The sequence below is a fragment of the Marinobacter segnicrescens genome (assembly GCF_900111555.1).
Taxonomy (GTDB): Bacteria; Pseudomonadota; Gammaproteobacteria; order Pseudomonadales; family Oleiphilaceae; genus Marinobacter; species Marinobacter segnicrescens.
In genome coordinates, this window is record NZ_FOHZ01000029.1 from 1 (window position 1) to 15334 (window position 15334).

15 protein-coding genes are annotated in these 15334 nt (G+C 62.2%); 3 read left to right on the top strand and 12 right to left on the bottom strand.

Annotated elements, in window-relative coordinates; genetic code table 11:
• From BM036_RS17130 to BM036_RS17155, 6 genes are all read right to left on the bottom strand, one after another.
• The coding region (locus tag BM036_RS17130) for a transposase (RefSeq protein WP_143066597.1) at positions 1 to 272 on the bottom strand (272 nt) is incomplete at its 3' end.
• A 98-nt stretch (positions 273 to 370) separates the two neighbouring features.
• Positions 371 to 1585: an acyl-CoA dehydrogenase family protein gene (locus tag BM036_RS17135; RefSeq protein WP_091854592.1), complete on the bottom strand. Its 1215-nt coding sequence runs from the start codon at positions 1583 to 1585 to the stop codon at positions 371 to 373.
• Between the two features lie 77 nt (positions 1586 to 1662).
• Positions 1663 to 2688, bottom strand: coding sequence for a DUF2235 domain-containing protein (locus BM036_RS17140; RefSeq protein ID WP_091854594.1), 1026 nt, complete (start codon positions 2686 to 2688; stop codon positions 1663 to 1665).
• A gap of 159 nt (positions 2689 to 2847) precedes the next feature.
• Entirely contained in the window at positions 2848 to 3855 is a 1008-nt protein-coding gene (locus tag BM036_RS17145) for a zinc-dependent alcohol dehydrogenase family protein (protein WP_091854596.1), read from the bottom strand.
• Positions 3856 to 3989: 134 nt separating this feature from the next.
• On the bottom strand, positions 3990 to 5384 hold the full coding sequence (locus BM036_RS17150) for an MATE family efflux transporter (protein WP_218144830.1): 1395 nt from the start codon (positions 5382 to 5384) through the stop codon (positions 3990 to 3992).
• Complete coding sequence (locus tag BM036_RS17155; RefSeq protein WP_091854598.1) at positions 5381 to 5854, bottom strand: MarR family winged helix-turn-helix transcriptional regulator; 474 nt, start codon at positions 5852 to 5854, stop codon at positions 5381 to 5383. The genes BM036_RS17150 and BM036_RS17155 overlap by 4 nt, the downstream gene beginning before the upstream one ends.
• A gap of 103 nt (positions 5855 to 5957) precedes the next feature.
• On the opposite strand from BM036_RS17155, the gene BM036_RS17160 reads away from it, so the two are divergent.
• Positions 5958 to 6782 (top strand): acyl-CoA thioesterase, encoded by an 825-nt coding sequence (locus BM036_RS17160; RefSeq protein WP_091854600.1) that lies wholly within the window; start codon positions 5958 to 5960, stop codon positions 6780 to 6782.
• A 12-nt stretch (positions 6783 to 6794) separates the two neighbouring features.
• Here BM036_RS17160 and BM036_RS17165 read toward each other — a convergent pair whose 3' ends face one another.
• From BM036_RS17165 to BM036_RS17185, 5 genes are all read right to left on the bottom strand, one after another.
• Positions 6795 to 8177 (bottom strand): ribonuclease J, encoded by a 1383-nt coding sequence (locus BM036_RS17165; RefSeq protein ID WP_091854602.1) that lies wholly within the window; start codon positions 8175 to 8177, stop codon positions 6795 to 6797.
• Between the two features lie 102 nt (positions 8178 to 8279).
• Positions 8280 to 8612 carry a YnfA family protein gene (locus BM036_RS17170; protein WP_091854604.1) on the bottom strand — a complete coding sequence of 111 codons (333 nt, stop codon included), beginning with the start codon at positions 8610 to 8612 and terminating at the stop codon, positions 8280 to 8282.
• 152 nt (positions 8613 to 8764) lie between these two features.
• On the bottom strand, positions 8765 to 9559 hold the full coding sequence (locus tag BM036_RS17175) for an inositol monophosphatase family protein (RefSeq protein WP_091854606.1): 795 nt from the start codon (positions 9557 to 9559) through the stop codon (positions 8765 to 8767).
• Between the two features lie 54 nt (positions 9560 to 9613).
• Complete coding sequence (locus BM036_RS17180; RefSeq protein WP_218144831.1) at positions 9614 to 10783, bottom strand: HlyD family secretion protein; 1170 nt, start codon at positions 10781 to 10783, stop codon at positions 9614 to 9616.
• 26 nt (positions 10784 to 10809) lie between these two features.
• Positions 10810 to 12366, bottom strand: a complete 1557-nt coding sequence (locus BM036_RS17185; protein WP_091854608.1) for a DHA2 family efflux MFS transporter permease subunit — start codon at positions 12364 to 12366, stop codon at positions 10810 to 10812.
• 141 nt (positions 12367 to 12507) lie between these two features.
• Here BM036_RS17185 and BM036_RS17190 point away from each other — a divergent pair, with 141 nt between their 5' ends.
• Both BM036_RS17190 and BM036_RS17195 read left to right on the top strand, forming a co-directional pair.
• Complete coding sequence (locus BM036_RS17190) at positions 12508 to 13434, top strand: LysR family transcriptional regulator (RefSeq protein WP_091854610.1); 927 nt, start codon at positions 12508 to 12510, stop codon at positions 13432 to 13434.
• A gap of 37 nt (positions 13435 to 13471) precedes the next feature.
• Entirely contained in the window at positions 13472 to 13822 is a 351-nt protein-coding gene (locus BM036_RS17195) for a hypothetical protein (protein ID WP_091854612.1), read from the top strand.
• A 66-nt stretch (positions 13823 to 13888) separates the two neighbouring features.
• Here BM036_RS17195 and BM036_RS17200 read toward each other — a convergent pair whose 3' ends face one another.
• The gene (locus BM036_RS17200; protein WP_091854614.1) at positions 13889 to 15184 is read right to left on the bottom strand and encodes a pyridoxal phosphate-dependent aminotransferase; all 1296 of its coding nucleotides are present in this window, start codon (positions 15182 to 15184) and stop codon (positions 13889 to 13891) included.
• Positions 15185 to 15334: the final 150 nt, after the last annotated feature.

A 15334-nucleotide genomic window follows, 5' to 3' on the forward strand; every position in this document is an offset into this window, starting at 1 on the left:
TCCAGGTTGCGATGACATTCTTTTTCCAGCCGTCGGGTGCTGCTGGTCTGATTGAGGTAGGCGTATATGTATAGCTTGAGCAGATCGCCGGGATGATAAGGGCGTCGGCCTGTGTGAGCCGTCTGCGCTTTCCTGAAACCCATCTCAGACAGGTTCAGTGAATCCACAAAGGCATCAATGACGCGAACCGGGTGATCTTCGGGGACGTAATCTTCGACGCTGGGCGGAAGCAGAAGCGTCTGACTTCGGGGAGTGCCTTCCAGATGTCTCATAAAAAATAACCGCGAGCCATGTCGCGGTTATTTTGCCAGCTTGGGAGGCTGTTTTCACACAGCCTCTAAACCGCGGGCCTTTTTCTTGGGCGTGATTTCTAGGGGCTGGTAACGGGGTGTTTCTTCAGCTCCAGCCGGCCCAGCTGGTTGCGGTGGACCTCGTCAGGGCCATCCGCAATCCGCAGGAATCGCGCTACCGCGTAGGCGGCGGCAATGCCGTGGTCATTGATTACCCCGGCACCACCGTGGGACTGCATCACCCAGTCGATGACCTTGCAGGCCATGTTGGGCGCGGCAATCTTGATCATGGCAATTTCAGCCTTTGCGACCTTGTTGCCCACGGTATCCATCATGTACGCCGCTTTCAGGGTCAACAGGCGGGCCTGCTCGATGGCGATGCGGGACTCGGCGATCCGCTCCAGGGTGACGGTCTGGGTGGACACCGGCTGGCCAAAGGTTACCCGCTGCTGGGTGCGCTGGCACATCTGCCCGAGCATCCGCTCTGCCAGGCCGATCAGGCGCATGCAGTGGTGGATGCGCCCCGGCCCCAGGCGGCCCTGGGCGATCTCGAACCCGCGACCTTCACCCAGCAGCATGTTGCCGGCGGGTACCCGCACATTGTTGAATTTCACCTCGGTGACCCGGTCCAGGGTGTCGTAGCCGAATACCGGTAGCGGCCGCACAATCTCCACGCCTTCGGCATCCCGGGGCACGATGATCATGGACTGCTGCTTGTGCCGGTCCGGGTTGTTCGGGTCGGTCTTGCCCATGAAGATGAACAGGGCGCAGCGGGGATCGGTGGCACCGGAGCTGAACCATTTGTGGCCATTGATGACGTACTCGTCGCCATCCCGGGTAATGGACGACTGGATATTGGTGGCATCGCTTGAAGCCACTGCCGGCTCGGTCATGGCAAAGCAGGAGCGGGTCTTGCCCTCCAGCAGCGGTTCCAGCCAGGTTTTCTTCTGCTCATCGGTGCCGTAGCGGGCCAGCACTTCCATATTGCCGGTGTCCGGTGCGCTGCAGTTGAAGACTTCCGGTGCAAAGGCCACCCGGCCCATGATCTCGCACAGGGGAGCGTATTCCAGGTTGGTAAGCCCGGCACCGTGCTCGGACTCCGGCAGGAACAGGTTCCACAGGCCTGACTCCCGGCCAAGGACCTTGAGCTCTTCCAGTTTCGGGGACACCTTGTAGGGCCCAAGCGAGCGGATTTCTTCGATAATGGCGGTTTCGTTGGGATAGATATGCTCGTCCATAAAGGCCTGCAGCTTTTCCTGCAGACCCCGGACCTTGTCGGTGTAATCAAAGTTCATGGGGGTTCCTCGTGATGGTCATGTCACGAGGCTGACACCGGGGCCCTGGCTTGTCTTGTGTCAGGAGGCTATGGACACTAGTCCTGCCAGAGCGGTGGCCACTTTCCGTAGCGTTTGATAAAGGCTTCGATCGATTCGCTGCGGTAACCGCTCTCATAACGGTTTTTCACGCTTCCATGGACGCAGGTCGGAATGGTCTCCGGCGCCGGTATTTCCCTGATCAGCCTGCCCAGCAGTTTGTACTTGCCCTTGTATTCATTGTGCTGGTCTGCCGAGTGCTGAAGGGTTTTCGGGAGAGTGTCATGGAACATCAGCTGGTGCTTTTCTGCTTCCCGCGCCATCCACAGCAGGGGGATGTCTGCCAGTGTGTGGCCTTTCTTGTCTGGGCCATAGCCGCCACCCACATCCGAATGGACGCCGGCAAACCAGACCTGCTCAAGGTCTGCGCCGGACCCGGGTTCCCAGAGTGTGGGTTCGAAATCCTCGCGCTGTTCATCCAGTGACAGGGCATGGCGGGCCGCCCTGATGTTGCTGCCGATTTCACGGTCATAGAACAGGTCCTTGTCCTTGATCATGCCAAAGAACGTGAAGGGCAGCCCGAGGGCGCCGACGGTGTCCCACACGCCGATGAAGCGGACAGGTGTGCGCTCCTCCACCGAGTATTGTCGTTTCCAGTCCATGGAATGCCCGCCATTGGGCTTGTACTTGCGGGTCTTGTAGAGCTTGAAGGCTTCGGGGATCCGGTTGGCGTGGCGCTTTTGCAGGATGCTGCAGTTGTTGATCATGCCCGCCAGGCTACGGGCGGTATAGGCGCCACGGCTGAATCCGAACAGGTAGATCTCGTCGCCGGGCTGGTAGTTATGGACCAGGAACCGGTAGCCATCCATGACATTTTTTTCCAGGCCGTACCCGGTACTGCCGGCCAGCAGTTCATCGTGGTAGGAGCCAATGCCCCAGTCATAGAACACCACCTGTTCCCTGCCGTTGTCGTCCCGTGGGCGAATGGCCCGGGCGAAGTGCAGCACGTTGGTGGGGAAGTCCTCACCGAGGGTCTCCTCCGGCCGGTTCCAGGTGCCGTCGAAACAGATAGCGATGCGTTTCATTATCCAGGTCCCTCTGAATGGTACCCATCGGGGCTGCCGTGTCCCTGGCCACCCTGTGTATCGGGCGGCCAGCCGGCACGTTCAGCTTTCCATCAAGTAAAGTCAGCTGCGTGCCGGTTGGCAAGTGCCGGACAGTCAGAGGGCTTTGGGGTAGTGAGGTCAGACCTCCAGGCAGATCTTGCCGAAGTGCCTGCCTGCTTCTTCGTGTCGGAAGGCCTCTCCAATTTCTTCCAGCGGGAAGGAGCGGTCAAGCACCGGGTGCAGGTCATTGGCCTCAATGGCGCGGACCATGTCCTGCTGTTGGGCCCGGCTGCCGACAATCAGCCCCTCCAGCCGGGCCTGCTTTGCCATCAGCTTTGCCGTTGGCACGTCCCCGGCACGGCCGGTGAGCACGCCGATCAGTGAGATGTGGCCGCCGATACAGACCGCATCAATGGACTGGGGCAGGGTGCCCGGGCCGCCTACTTCGATGACATGCTCCACGCCCTGGCCACCGGTCAGCTCCAGCACGCGCTGGCCCCACTCGGGCGTCGACTTGTAGTTGATAGTGTGGTCGGCTCCCATCCCGGCAAGCCGCTCCAGCTTTTCATCGGACGAGGAGGTTGAAATGACATTCGCCCCCATCATCTTTGCGAACTGCAGCGCAAAGATTGAAACGCCGCCGGTACCGAGCGTGAGCACGGTATCCCCGGCTTTCAGCCCGCCGTTGACCACCAGCGCACGCCAGGCGGTCAGGCCGGCGGTGGTCAGGGTGGCAGCTTCGGCGTGGCTGTAGCCTTTCGGGGCGAGGGTAAAGGCGCTTTCCGGCGCAACGACGAGCTCCCGGGCGTAGCCGTCGACTCCGTCGCCCGGGGTTGTGCTGAAGTTGGCGATGGGTGCAGGACCGGTCAGCCACTGCGGGAAGAAGGTCGAAACGACATGGTCACCCACCTGAAAGTCACTGACCCCGGGGCCGACAGCTTCCACCACACCGGCACCGTCCGACATGGGAATGCGGCCGTCCTCGGTGGGAATGCGACCGGTCACCACCGAGTAATCGTGGTAGTTCAGGGAACTGGCGTATATCCGAACCCGTATTTCGCCAGGGCCAGGGTCACCGGGTTCAGCGCCTGTGGTGACGCCTAGCTTATCCAGTCCGCCGGGTTTGGCCAGGGTAGCGAGTTTCATAGCACCTCCGGTTGAGGGTTGATCAGTTGTCGGGATTTTCAAGGGCGTAGGTCAGCATAGGGTAAGGGCGAGGGAGCAACAAGGCGCGCCGGCTGGAGTCGGGCCAGCCAGCGGCTTTCTATGCGCCTGGTTCGTCAGTGGGCAGGGGCAGCCCGGCGCCAGGCACCAAGGCGAAGGGCGCTGGCCGTTATGGCGCCGAACAGCAACATGCCGGCTGCGATACAGGCGTAGACCGCATCCAGTCCCAACCCGAATCCGTAAGCCGCCAGCGAGGCACCACCAATGGCGACGACAAACCGGACCAGGGCAGCAAAGACCGGCCACTGGATAAAGCCCGCTCCTTGGGAGCCGAAGTAGAGGGCAAGCCCCAGCCCCTGGAACAGGAATACCGGCCCCACGATCTGCAGGAACCTGGCACCGGCGCTGAACGTTTCCGGATCATCGGTAAACAGGCCAACCCAGAGACCCGGTGCGACTGCCAACAACAGGCCGATACTGCCAGTGAGCCCCGCCGCAAGCGCGCCACCGGTCCAGCCCACCTGCTCGGCCCTCGCCACCCGGCCAGCGCCCACATTGGTGCCAACAATGGCGGTCATGGCGGCGCCAATACCGAACACCATCGGAATCAACAGGAATTCCAGTCGGGCGGCAATGCCATAGCCGGCGAGGGCTGACGCGCCAAAGCCGCTGACAATCACGTTCACCGCAGCAATGGCCAGTACGGTCAGTACCGGGGAGAGCGAGGCCAGTGCCCCGACCCGAAAGATATCGGCGAACAGCGCCCGCTGCAGGGCAAACCTGGACAGGTGCAGTCGCAACACCTGGCTGCTGCCCGTCAGCCGGCCCAGGAGCACCGCTGCCATAAGGCCCATGGTCACCACCACGGAAACCGCCGCGCCTGCCACACCAAGCTGCGGTAGCCCGGCCCAGCCCAGGATCAGCGCGCCGGACAGGGGGATCTGGATAAAGGCACCCAGTACCATCACCACGGCAGGAAAGCGCATCTCCCCCATGCCCCGGTAAACCGCGGCGATAATACCCATCAGCCAGAGGGCCACACTGCCACCAAAAAGGATATGGCCATAGAGAAGCGCGTCGTCGATCACTGCCGGGGTGACGTCGAGTTTATGGAGGAGAGCCGCGCCACCAAGCCACCACAGCAGCCAGAACAGACCGCCCGCAGCCACCGCTATCACGATGCCATGCCAGATCAGCGCCTCGGCCTGGTCCTTGCGGCCCCGGCCCAGTGCCCGGGCCACTGAACTGCTCAATGCGCCACCGATGGCGCCGTTGGCGAGCATCTGCATCAGCATCAGTCCCGGGAACATCAGGGCAATGGCCGCCAGCGCAGCGGTGCCGAGGTGACCGATGAACCAGACTTCAGTCATGCTCACTGTGCCCTGCACCAGGAAGGCGATGGCATTGGGGGCGGCCATGGCAAGGATCAGGGGCAGCGCCGGCCGACTGAGCATCTGTTCGGTACGTGTCATGGTGGCTGGCCGGGCGGTTCCCGGCGCGGAAGCCGTCATGAATCCGCCCCGGTCGGCTCGTGGGGTGCGAGCAGGTCGAGCGACTCGTCGATCAGGCTGTGCAACGTCATGACCCGGTCTTCGCCGAGCATGCCGTTGATGCGCTGCTGGGCCCGCTTCCAGTGTGCCCTGGCCTGGTGCCACTTGCCCCGGCCGGCGTCGGTGATGGAAATGCTCCGGCTGCGACGATCCGGGCCGGGGGACTGGGAGAGCCAGCCTGCGTCCAGTAGTGGTTTCAGGTTGCGGGTAAGGGTGGAAGCGTCCATTTTCATGGCCTTTGCGAGATCTCCCGGGCGCACCGGGCCCAACTGGATGACGTGGGCCATCAAGGCATACTGGGTTCCCTTGAGCCCTGCCTGCGCCAGTTCGGCATCGTAGAACTGCGACACCTGCCGCATCAGCTGGCGAATGCGGTAATTGGTGCAGCCCTGTGGCCGGGCCTTGTCGGATACCGGGGATTTGACGGTCATGGGAAGCTCCGGATAGTATTTGTAGCTGCAAGTATTGTATATGCAATTATCGCCGTCAAGATCCGGCTCCCGGGTCAACCATTTATCTGCGTACGAGGCCACCATGACTGACAAAAATACCCCCGTTCACCCCCTCGACCAGGCCGTTGCCCTGACACCGACCGATAGCGGGCGCTGGCAGGGTGCCACCAGCCCGGCCTACGCCAATATGGTCGGGCCCTTCGGCGGCACCACCGGCGCGACGCTGCTCAATGGTGTGCTCTGCCACGAGCAGCTGCTGGGTGAGCCGCTGTCGCTGACCGTCAACTTCGCCGCACCCGTGGCGGATGGCGACTTTGAGGTTGTCGCCCGGCCGGTGCGGACCAACCGCAACAGTCAGCACTGGTGGGTAGAAATGCTGCAGGGTGGTGAGACCGTTGCCTTCGCCACTGCTGTGACGGCGCGCCGGCGTGAGACCTGGGCCAGCACCGAGAGCAGCTTCCCGGAGGTGTCGCCTGCCTCGGAGCTGAGCGATGCCTCCAAGGAAGGCCGCCCGAGATGGACCCGGAACTACGACATGCGGTTCGTGGAGGGGGCGCTGATGGGGGAGCCACACCCGCACCCGGACTACCCGTCACGGAGCCGGGTATGGATGAAGGACCAGCCAGCAAGGCCGCTGGATTTTCTGTCCCTGTCGGCGCTGTGCGATGCCTTCTTTCCCCGAATCTACGTCCGGCGGCCAAAGCTGGTGCCTATCGGGACGGTCTCCCTGACCACCTACTTCCATGCTACTGGCGAGCAGTTGGCATCCGTCGGCACTGAGCCGGTGCTGGGTGTTGCCAGCGCCAACCATTTTGGCCAGGGTTTCTTCGACCAGAGTGCGGAAGTATGGAGCCCGGGCGGCGAGCTCCTTGCGACCACCCACCAGGTGGTTTACTTCAAGGAATAAGGACGCCGGGGGTCAAACCACCCGAACCAGTGCGCCTTTTTCCCAGCCAAGCCGCCCGGTCTCCACCACCTGTCGACGCATTCCGGGCACCGGGCGGATCATGAACAGGTCGCCGTTGCGGCCGAGCAGGGCCCTGGGTACGCCACACTCCCGCGCCAGGCCGGCGTGGGCCTCCATGTGTTCGGCTTCGCCGTGTACGGGGATGGCGATAGTTGGCTGAACCCATTGGTACATGGCGCGCAACTCGTCCCGGGCCGGGTGACCGGAGGCGTGTATGGGCAGGTCGGCGTCCTCGGCGGTGATGACCTCGACGCCCCGCTCCTTCAGGCTGGTAATCAGCGCTTCGATGGCGTCCTCGTTGCCGGGGATGGCACGGGCACTGAAAATCACCCGGTCGCCAGGCTCCAGCTCCACATCAGGGTGCGAGCCCATGGCCATGCGACGCAGGGCCGTACGCGGTTCCCCCTGACTGCCGGTGGCCACCGCCAGCACCTCCTCCCGTGGCAGGTAGCCCAGGTGGGCGGGAGGAATAAGGTGATCGTCCGCGTTCCAGACCCCGGCCGCCTTGGCAGCCCCACACATGTTGACCAGCGAACGCCCCAGCAGGCCCATGTAACGGCCAGTGGCCCGGGCCACGTTGGCCAGGGTATGGAGCCGGGCGATGTTACTGCCAAAACAGGCGACGATAACCCGCCCCGGCGCGTCTTCGGTGGCTGCGAGCAGACCCTTCTCCAGCGCCGACTCGGACATGGAATGCCCCGCTACCGTGGCGTTGGTGGAATCACACACCATGGCTGTCACGCCTTCCTCCGCCAGAGCCTTGAACGTACCCGGTGTATAGCCGTGGCCAACCAGTGGTTCTTCGTCCAGCTTCCAGTCGCCACTGTGGAAGATCCGGCCCGCCGGGGTACGAATCATCAGGGCGTTGGGGTCGGGAATGGAGTGGGTCAGCGCCAGCCACTGCACTTCGAAGGGGCCAATGGTGCGGCGTTCATCCACGTCCACCACGTGGATCGGCACCCGGTGCAACAGGTCGAACTCCGCCAGCTTGCGGCGCAGGATCTCGGCGGTGAAGCGGCTGGTGTACACCGGGCATTGCAGCAGCGGCCACAGGTAGGGCACGGCGCCAATATGATCCTCATGGGCGTGGGTGATGATCAGCCCGGCCAGCTGCTCGCGGCGATCCGCAATAAAGGCCGGATCGGCCATCTGTACCGGCGGCTCACCGCGTCCGTGCACGGTGCCGTCAGCAATCACCCGACCGGGCCGGGGAAAGGTCACGCCACAATCCACCATCAGCCACTGGCCGTCGTGACCGTAAAGGTTAAGGTTCATGCCGATTTCGCCAGTACCGCCGAGGGGAAGGAACCAGAGGTCGTTGTGGTCGGGTGTCATAAAGATCTTGTTGTGTTCAGGAAATGGGATAGAGCGGCAGTGTAACCCGGAATGCAGGGCGGTGTTTGCCAGGACTGTGGCCGGGGTTTAGTCAATACCGGGTCAGGTGGTACGCGGTGCAAACATGATAATAGCCATACCCGCCAACGCGACGGCCGAACCAACCAGGTCCCACATCGTTGGCCGAATACCGTCGACGGCCCAGAGCCAGATAATCGCCATGAAGATATACACGCCACCATACGCCGCATAGACTCTGCCAGCGGCGGTGGGGTGCAGTGACAGTAACCACGCAAATGCGGCAAGACTCAGAGCGCCTGGCACCAGAAGCCAGATGGTCTTGCCCTCACGAAGCCAGAGATAAGGTAAGTAACAACCAACGATCTCTGCCAATGCGGTGACGAGGAACAGGCCGACAGTTTTAAGTTCAGGCAATGAGCTTGACCTCTTGTTAGTGGCATCCAGTTCCTGGATAGCGGGCGCCCGTTGACCACCGGGCTATTTGTTGATGTCCAGTGTCAAAGGTACGTTATCATTGCTTGAAACCCAGTTGTCATACCGGTCGGTCAGCCAGCTTATGGGCCTGATCAAGCCTCAGCCAGCAAAGCCCGAATCCCGTCATAAATCCCCGGCGCCGTAATCAGGTTATCCCGCCCCCAAAGATCCTCCGGATACCCCTCCGACACCTCACTGAAGTGCCCGGCGCTGGCGCCGGCTTCGCGGGCGATGAGCTTGGCGGCGGCGAAGTCCCAGGGGCTGACGGTTTCGTAGTAGGCGTCGAGCCGGCCGCAGGCAACCCAGCAGATGTCCAGGGCGGCGGAGCCGATGCGGCGCAGGTCGCGGCAGTGGTGGATCATCACGTTCAGCCGGCGTACCAGGGGTTCCAGGTTGTCCTTGGTGTAGGGGAAGCCGGTGGCAAACAGGGACTGGCGCAGGTCGGTGGCACCGCTGTGCTGGATGGGCTGACCGTTGAGGGTGGCGCCTTTGCCTTTTTCCGCGCGGAAGGTTTCCTCCGAGAAGGGCGCATGTACGATGCCCACCTGTACCCGGCCTTTTTCGGCCCAGGCGATGGAGACGGCTACCTGGGGATGGCCGTAGGCGTAGTTCACGGTGCCGTCGATGGGGTCGACGATCCACAGGGGCGTTTCCAGCTCCTCCGCCTGGGACAGGTCCGGCATGGTCTCTTCAGACAGGATGCGGTGGTCCGGCCAGGCCTGGCGGATGGCGCTGGTGATGAACTCGTCTGCCATGACATCCGCGTGGGTGACCAGCTCGGTCTGGTGTTTGTAGTCGGTGCGAAGGGTGTTCTGGTCCCGCTCCCGGCGGATCAGCTCTCCCGCTTCCCGGGCAATGCGTTCGGCAAAGTCGGCGATGTCAGACATGGGGGCTCCGTGCAATGGATGTTGCCGATACCATTGCAGGAAGCGCCCCGGGAATCAATCTGCCGTGCTGGAAGCGATGGAGACCACCACCATCATGCCGGGGCTGAGCAGGTTGCGGTCGCCTTCCTCCACTGAGATACGCACCGGAATGCGCTGGGTGATCTTGGTGAAGTTGCCGGACGGGTTGGAGCTGGGGATCAGCGCAAACTGGCTGGTGGCAGACCGGCCAATGACTTCGATGCGGCCGGAGAAGTCCCGGTCAGGCCAGGCGTCCACTCGTATCTTCACCTCCTGGCCGGCGGCCAGTTTGCGGACATCCGTTTCCTTGACCCGGGCTTCGATCCAGATGTTGTCGGGCTCGTACATCATCAGTATGGGCTGGCCGGCGGACAGGTACTCGCCGTTTTCCACAAAGGTGCGGGCGACAACGCCGCTGGCGGGGCTGGTTACCGTCATGTCTGCGAGCAGCGATTCCTGTTTGCGGACATCCGCCCGGGCTTCTTCCAGTTCTTCCAGGGTAATGGCGTTCTGGGCTTCCAGCAGTTCCGGGGTCGGCAGGGTCATCGGGCTTCCGGTAAACAGGCCCATCTCGGCGTTGTCCAGTTCCGACTGTCTCAGGGCAACCTGCTGGCGTGCGGTTTCGACCCGTGCCCGGGCAGACATCAGGTCATAGTAGTTGCGGTCCCGTTGCTGTTTCGACAGGGAGCCGGACTGGTAGAGTGGTTCCGCCCGCTGCCAGGTCTGTTCTGCATCTTCGAGCGTTACTTCGGCGACTTTAAGGTCCGCCTCGGCGGTTTTCAGTTGTTGCCTGGCGTTGGCGATACCGCCGGTAAGTTGTTTTTGGGACTGCTGGATCTGCCGTTGTTCAAACGCGAGCCGGGCTTCCATGCGGGCGACCCGCGCCCGGCGCTGGGCCAGCTCGAGCTCTTCCGGCTGGCTGTAAAGGCGGGCCACTGTCTGGCCTTGCTCAAGCGGGTCACCGTTCTCCAGGCTGAACGATTCCAGCCGGCCCGGCAGGCGCGACGACACCGTTACCAGGTCGGTGGTGACGCTGGCGTAGTCTTCCACCACATGGGTGTGGCGATACCATAGCCACTGGCCGACCCAGGCAATGCCGGCGACAACCAGCAGCACCAGTAACAGGAGTCTTCCCATTTTCCAGGGGCCCGGTGCGGGCCCGGCCTGGTTCGGGGTGGAGCCGTCGTTGTTATTGTCATTAGCCATGAAGTAGTCCGAAGTCAGTATCTGTCTTAAGCGTGTTGTGGCGTCCTGGTCCACCGGCTGAGCAGCCAGGCGGGGATGACGACAAACGTGAGTGAGACCATCACCAGCCAGAAACCGTCCTGGTAGGCCATAACGGTGGCCCAGAACTGTTCCGTGGCTCCGAGTTTCTGCAGGGCTGCCGCCTGCTGCCAGGCTTCCGGCACCCCAAGTCCGGCAAGCCACTCCTGCCAGCGGCCGACCGTGGCCATGGCGACCTCATTGCCCGGGGTCAGGGTGGTGCTGATATGCTCGCCGTGCCAGCTTATGCGACGGTCCATCATCAGTACCAGTGCCGCCGTACCGAAGGCGCCACCCATCTGAAGGGTGAAGTTGATGACGCCGGAGCCGTAACCGGTCAGGTGTACGGGCAGGGATCCAATGGCCCTGGACAGGGTCGGGGGCGGGAACGACGCCATGCCCGCACTCATCAGGGTCAGTGCCAGCGCCAGGTAGCCAAAGGAGGTGTAGGCGTCGGCCCGGGAGAACAGGTACACCGCGAAGATGGCAAAGGCCAGCCCCGGCAGGGTCATGTAATGGGCCGGGTAACGGTCGCTCAGCTTGCCGATCACCGGGACCAGCAGTGCCAGCACCAGGGTGGATGGCAGGAACAGCAGGCCGGCCGTCACCGGCCGGTAATGGAGAATGGTCTGGGAGAACAGCGGCAGCAGGTACATGATGGCGTAGAAGGCGCCGCCAAAGACGAAGATGGCCAGGCAGCCGGCGAGGAAGGCCCGGTGCCGGAAAATGCCCAGGTCCAGCAGCGGCTGTTTTACCCGCCGTTCCCACCATACGAACCCAACACCCAGGACCAGTGACAGGGCGAACAGGCCCAGTACAGCGCTGCTGTCCCAGCCCCAGCGCTGACCGTTGGAGAGCGCTGCCAGCAGGGCAAAGATGCAGACAAACAGGCTGATGGCGCCGGTCCAGTCGAAGGGCATGCGTGGCCCGGACTCCTCCCGGGTTGGCAGGAACAGGTAGCCCATGGCCATGGCGGCGATACACATGGGCGGGGTCACGAAGAACACATAGCGCCAGGTGAAGGTTTCCACCAGCCAGCCACCGATGACCGTGGCCAGGGTCAGGGGCAGGCCGAGGCACATACCGTAGATGGCCGTGGCCATGCCTCGTTCATTGGCCGGGAACACCGAGAACATGGCTTCCAGTGCCAGCGGGCGGATAAGGCCTGTCATGGCCCCCTGTATCACCCGGGCCGCCACGATGGCAGCCATGCTGGTGGCCAGTCCGCCGATTATCGAGGCCACGACGAAGGTGCCCAGCAAGCCGATAAAGGTAGCCCGCTGACCGAAGGACCTGACCAGCCAGGGGGCAATCAGCAGGGCAACGGTGGTGGCCGCCAGGAAGCCGGTGGAAATCCATTGAACCTGCACATCGCTCAGTCCAAGGGAGCCCTTGATGTAGGGAGTGGCAACATTGACGATGGTAATGGACATACCCAGCGCCACCAGCCCGAGCAGCATGGTGAGGGTGACGAGCCACTTGTATTTGGGCCCGTAACGCTGGAACATCATCTCCACTTGCGACATGTGACTTCCGGACGTGCATGGGACTGGCGGATCAGGCAGGGGCACGGCCCCAGAAAACAGGTTAGGGACCAGCGGGTCTTATGCCTTCGTCGGTTCCGACGATTTAGCAAGCTGACGATTGGGCTGAACAGGGGCAGGTGTTTGAAAAACCAGGAACTGACACTGCTGTACGTCTTTGACGCCATTATGACGGAAGGGTCCATCACCCGGGCCGCAGAACGGCTGAACATGACCCAGCCGGCGGTATCCAATGCAGTGTCCCGCATGCGCCATGCCTGGAAGGACCCGGTGTTCGTCAAGAAGGGGCGGCAGATTGAGCCCACATCCTACGCGCTCAGCCTTTGGGACCAGGTGCGAGGCCCCATGCATGAGCTGTCACGTGCAGTGACCACCACGGGGTTCGATCCCGCTACCTCCCGCCGCAAGTTCCGTATTGCCCTGGCGGACATGATGCTGGACCTTCTGTGGCCACCGCTGGTGAGCAAGCTTGAACGGGATGCCCCTGGCATCGACCTGCATGCGGTGCCCTACACCCTCGGCGGCGCCCATATGCAGTTGCGTGAAGCCCATGTGGACCTGGCCATCGGAATGCTTACCGAGCATGATCACAGCCTCCGCAGTACCTGGCTGGCGGAGAGCGGCTATGTACTGGCCATGCGGGAAGACCATCCCCTGGCGGGGCGGCCCATCACCCTGGAAGAGTTCCTGGATGCCCGGCACTTGCTCATATCCCTGTCAGGGGGTACCCACGGGCCGGTGGACTCGGCGCTGGACCGCATGGGGCTGAGTCGGCGGGTTGCAGTGACGGTAAACCACTTCCCCGCCATTCCGGCGCTGCTCAAGACCTCCGACCTGATTACAGCCCTGCCGGACGGCATGATGCAGGATGAGCAGTTACGCAAGGGGTTATGGCTGACCCGCCTGCCCATCGAGGTGGATCCGATCAGCGTGTACCTGATCTGGCACGCCCGCCACGACCGTGAGCCGGGGCTTATCTGGATGCGCTCGCTGGTAGAGTACCTGATCCGTGAGCGGTGGCAGGACCTGGTGAAAGAGATGGAGCCGTAATCCGTCCAGGTGCACTCAATACATCATTTGAAATGATGTGTCAGATACCGTTAAACAATTTTTTTGTGTTGACCAACTCCCGGATACTGCACCCATCGAGATCAGCGAAGCCCAACGGGCGTTGATCTCAGAGGTGTTCAAACCAACTGTATTCGAGGAATTATTTATGTTCGGTATCAATGCAAACCTGAAGAAAACCGTTGCCATCGCCACCATTGCTGTCGTCGGTATCATGGGCGCCGCTAACGCCAGTGCTCAGCAAATCGTAGCGGAAGAGATGCTGGAAAAGCAGTTGCAGGAGAGGGCTGCCAAGGCAGAGCAGCAGAAGCAGGCTTCTGAAACTGCCGACACCAAGGCAGACGAAAAAGCAGACAGCAACGCGTCATGATTTGCTGAACGGGCCCTGTAAGCCGAGCTTCAGGGCCCGACCATTTTCGCTGTTGAAGGTCGCCCTTTAAAGGGCCTTCAACCACCCTTCAATCCTGTCCATGGCCGTTACCATCTTGGGACTGGCCGAAGCGACAAACTCATCCCCCAGCTCCTGGTCGGCAAACTCTCCCGCCGCCAGTTCCAGAGCCTTGCTCCCATCGAAGTCCACAAATGCCAGCCGTGCCCCCATATGATCCGGCACAAAGCCGAAATCACTGGCCGGCAGCATGGCCACACCGGTGTCCTCCAGCAGTCGCTTGCAGAAGGCCGCGCTGGTCTTGATGTCTTTCCTGTCGAGGGCTTCCTTGTACGCCGAGAAGTTCGGGAACAGATAGAAAGCACCCTCGGGTTTGCGAACATCTGCCTTCATGTCCGTCAGCCGGCGATGCACGTACTCGCCGATGGCTTTGAGTACTCGGCGGGAGTGCTTCAGGTAGTCGTCGATGTCCTCGCCTCCATCGAAAGCCGTGATGCCGGCATACTGGATAGGCGCGCTGGTGGAGGTGAAGGTTTCGCTGGCAATGATGGCCATGGCGTCCTGCAAAGGGCGCAGCTCGGGCGGGAAGATAAAGGCCCCCAGGCGCCAGCCACCGGCCCCCAGCCACTTGCTCATGCCGGTGCTGATGATGGTGCCTTCCGGATAGTAGCGGGCGATGGACTTGTGCTTGCCGTCGAACTGAACCTCACCGTAGATCTCGTCAGACAGGAGGATGATCCGGTACTTGCGGGCCACGTTGGCAATGGCCAATAGCTGGTCATCGTTATAGGTGCAACCGGTGGGGTTGGACGGATAGTTGAGGATCAGGATGCGCGGACGGGTAGGGTCATCGCGGCAGATAATATCCAGCTCGTCGGCCGTCAACTGCCAGTTATTCTCGGCATGGGTCGGCAGCCAATGCACCGAGCGGCCGATGATCCGCGCCTGGGGCGCGTAGGATACCCAGCTGGGCCGGGGAATCAGCAGGTCACCGTAATAGGCTAGCTGAAGGATGAACAGCAGCTCCTTGGAGCCGGGGCCGATCAGCACGTCCTCCCAGCTGCAGCGCTGGCGCTCCGCCCGGTTGATGTAGCCGGCGATGGCTTCCCGCAGGCCTTTCAGGCCCTTGACCGGCAGGTAGTCTTTCTCGTGGGCATGCTCCTGCAGGGCCTGCACCACCCGCTCCGGTACCGGAAAGGGCGACTGACCAAGACCCAGCTTGATGATATCCCGGCCCTCGGCCCGAAGCTGGTTGCTCAGTTCGTTGATGCGCAGGGTCGCCGAGGGCTGGATGCCCCGGACGTTGAGGTTGATGGCATAGCGGTGTTCGTTCTGGATTTCCATGGGCCTGTTTTCACCGTGGGTTTGAGCATGGATAACACCCGCAGTATAGGCAGAACCCGATGATGTGTGAGGGAAATACCGGTAGGGGATTGCCGAAGCCCGGGCGGCACCCGGGCTATGACAGGCGGGCCAGTTGGTTCAGCCGGTGGC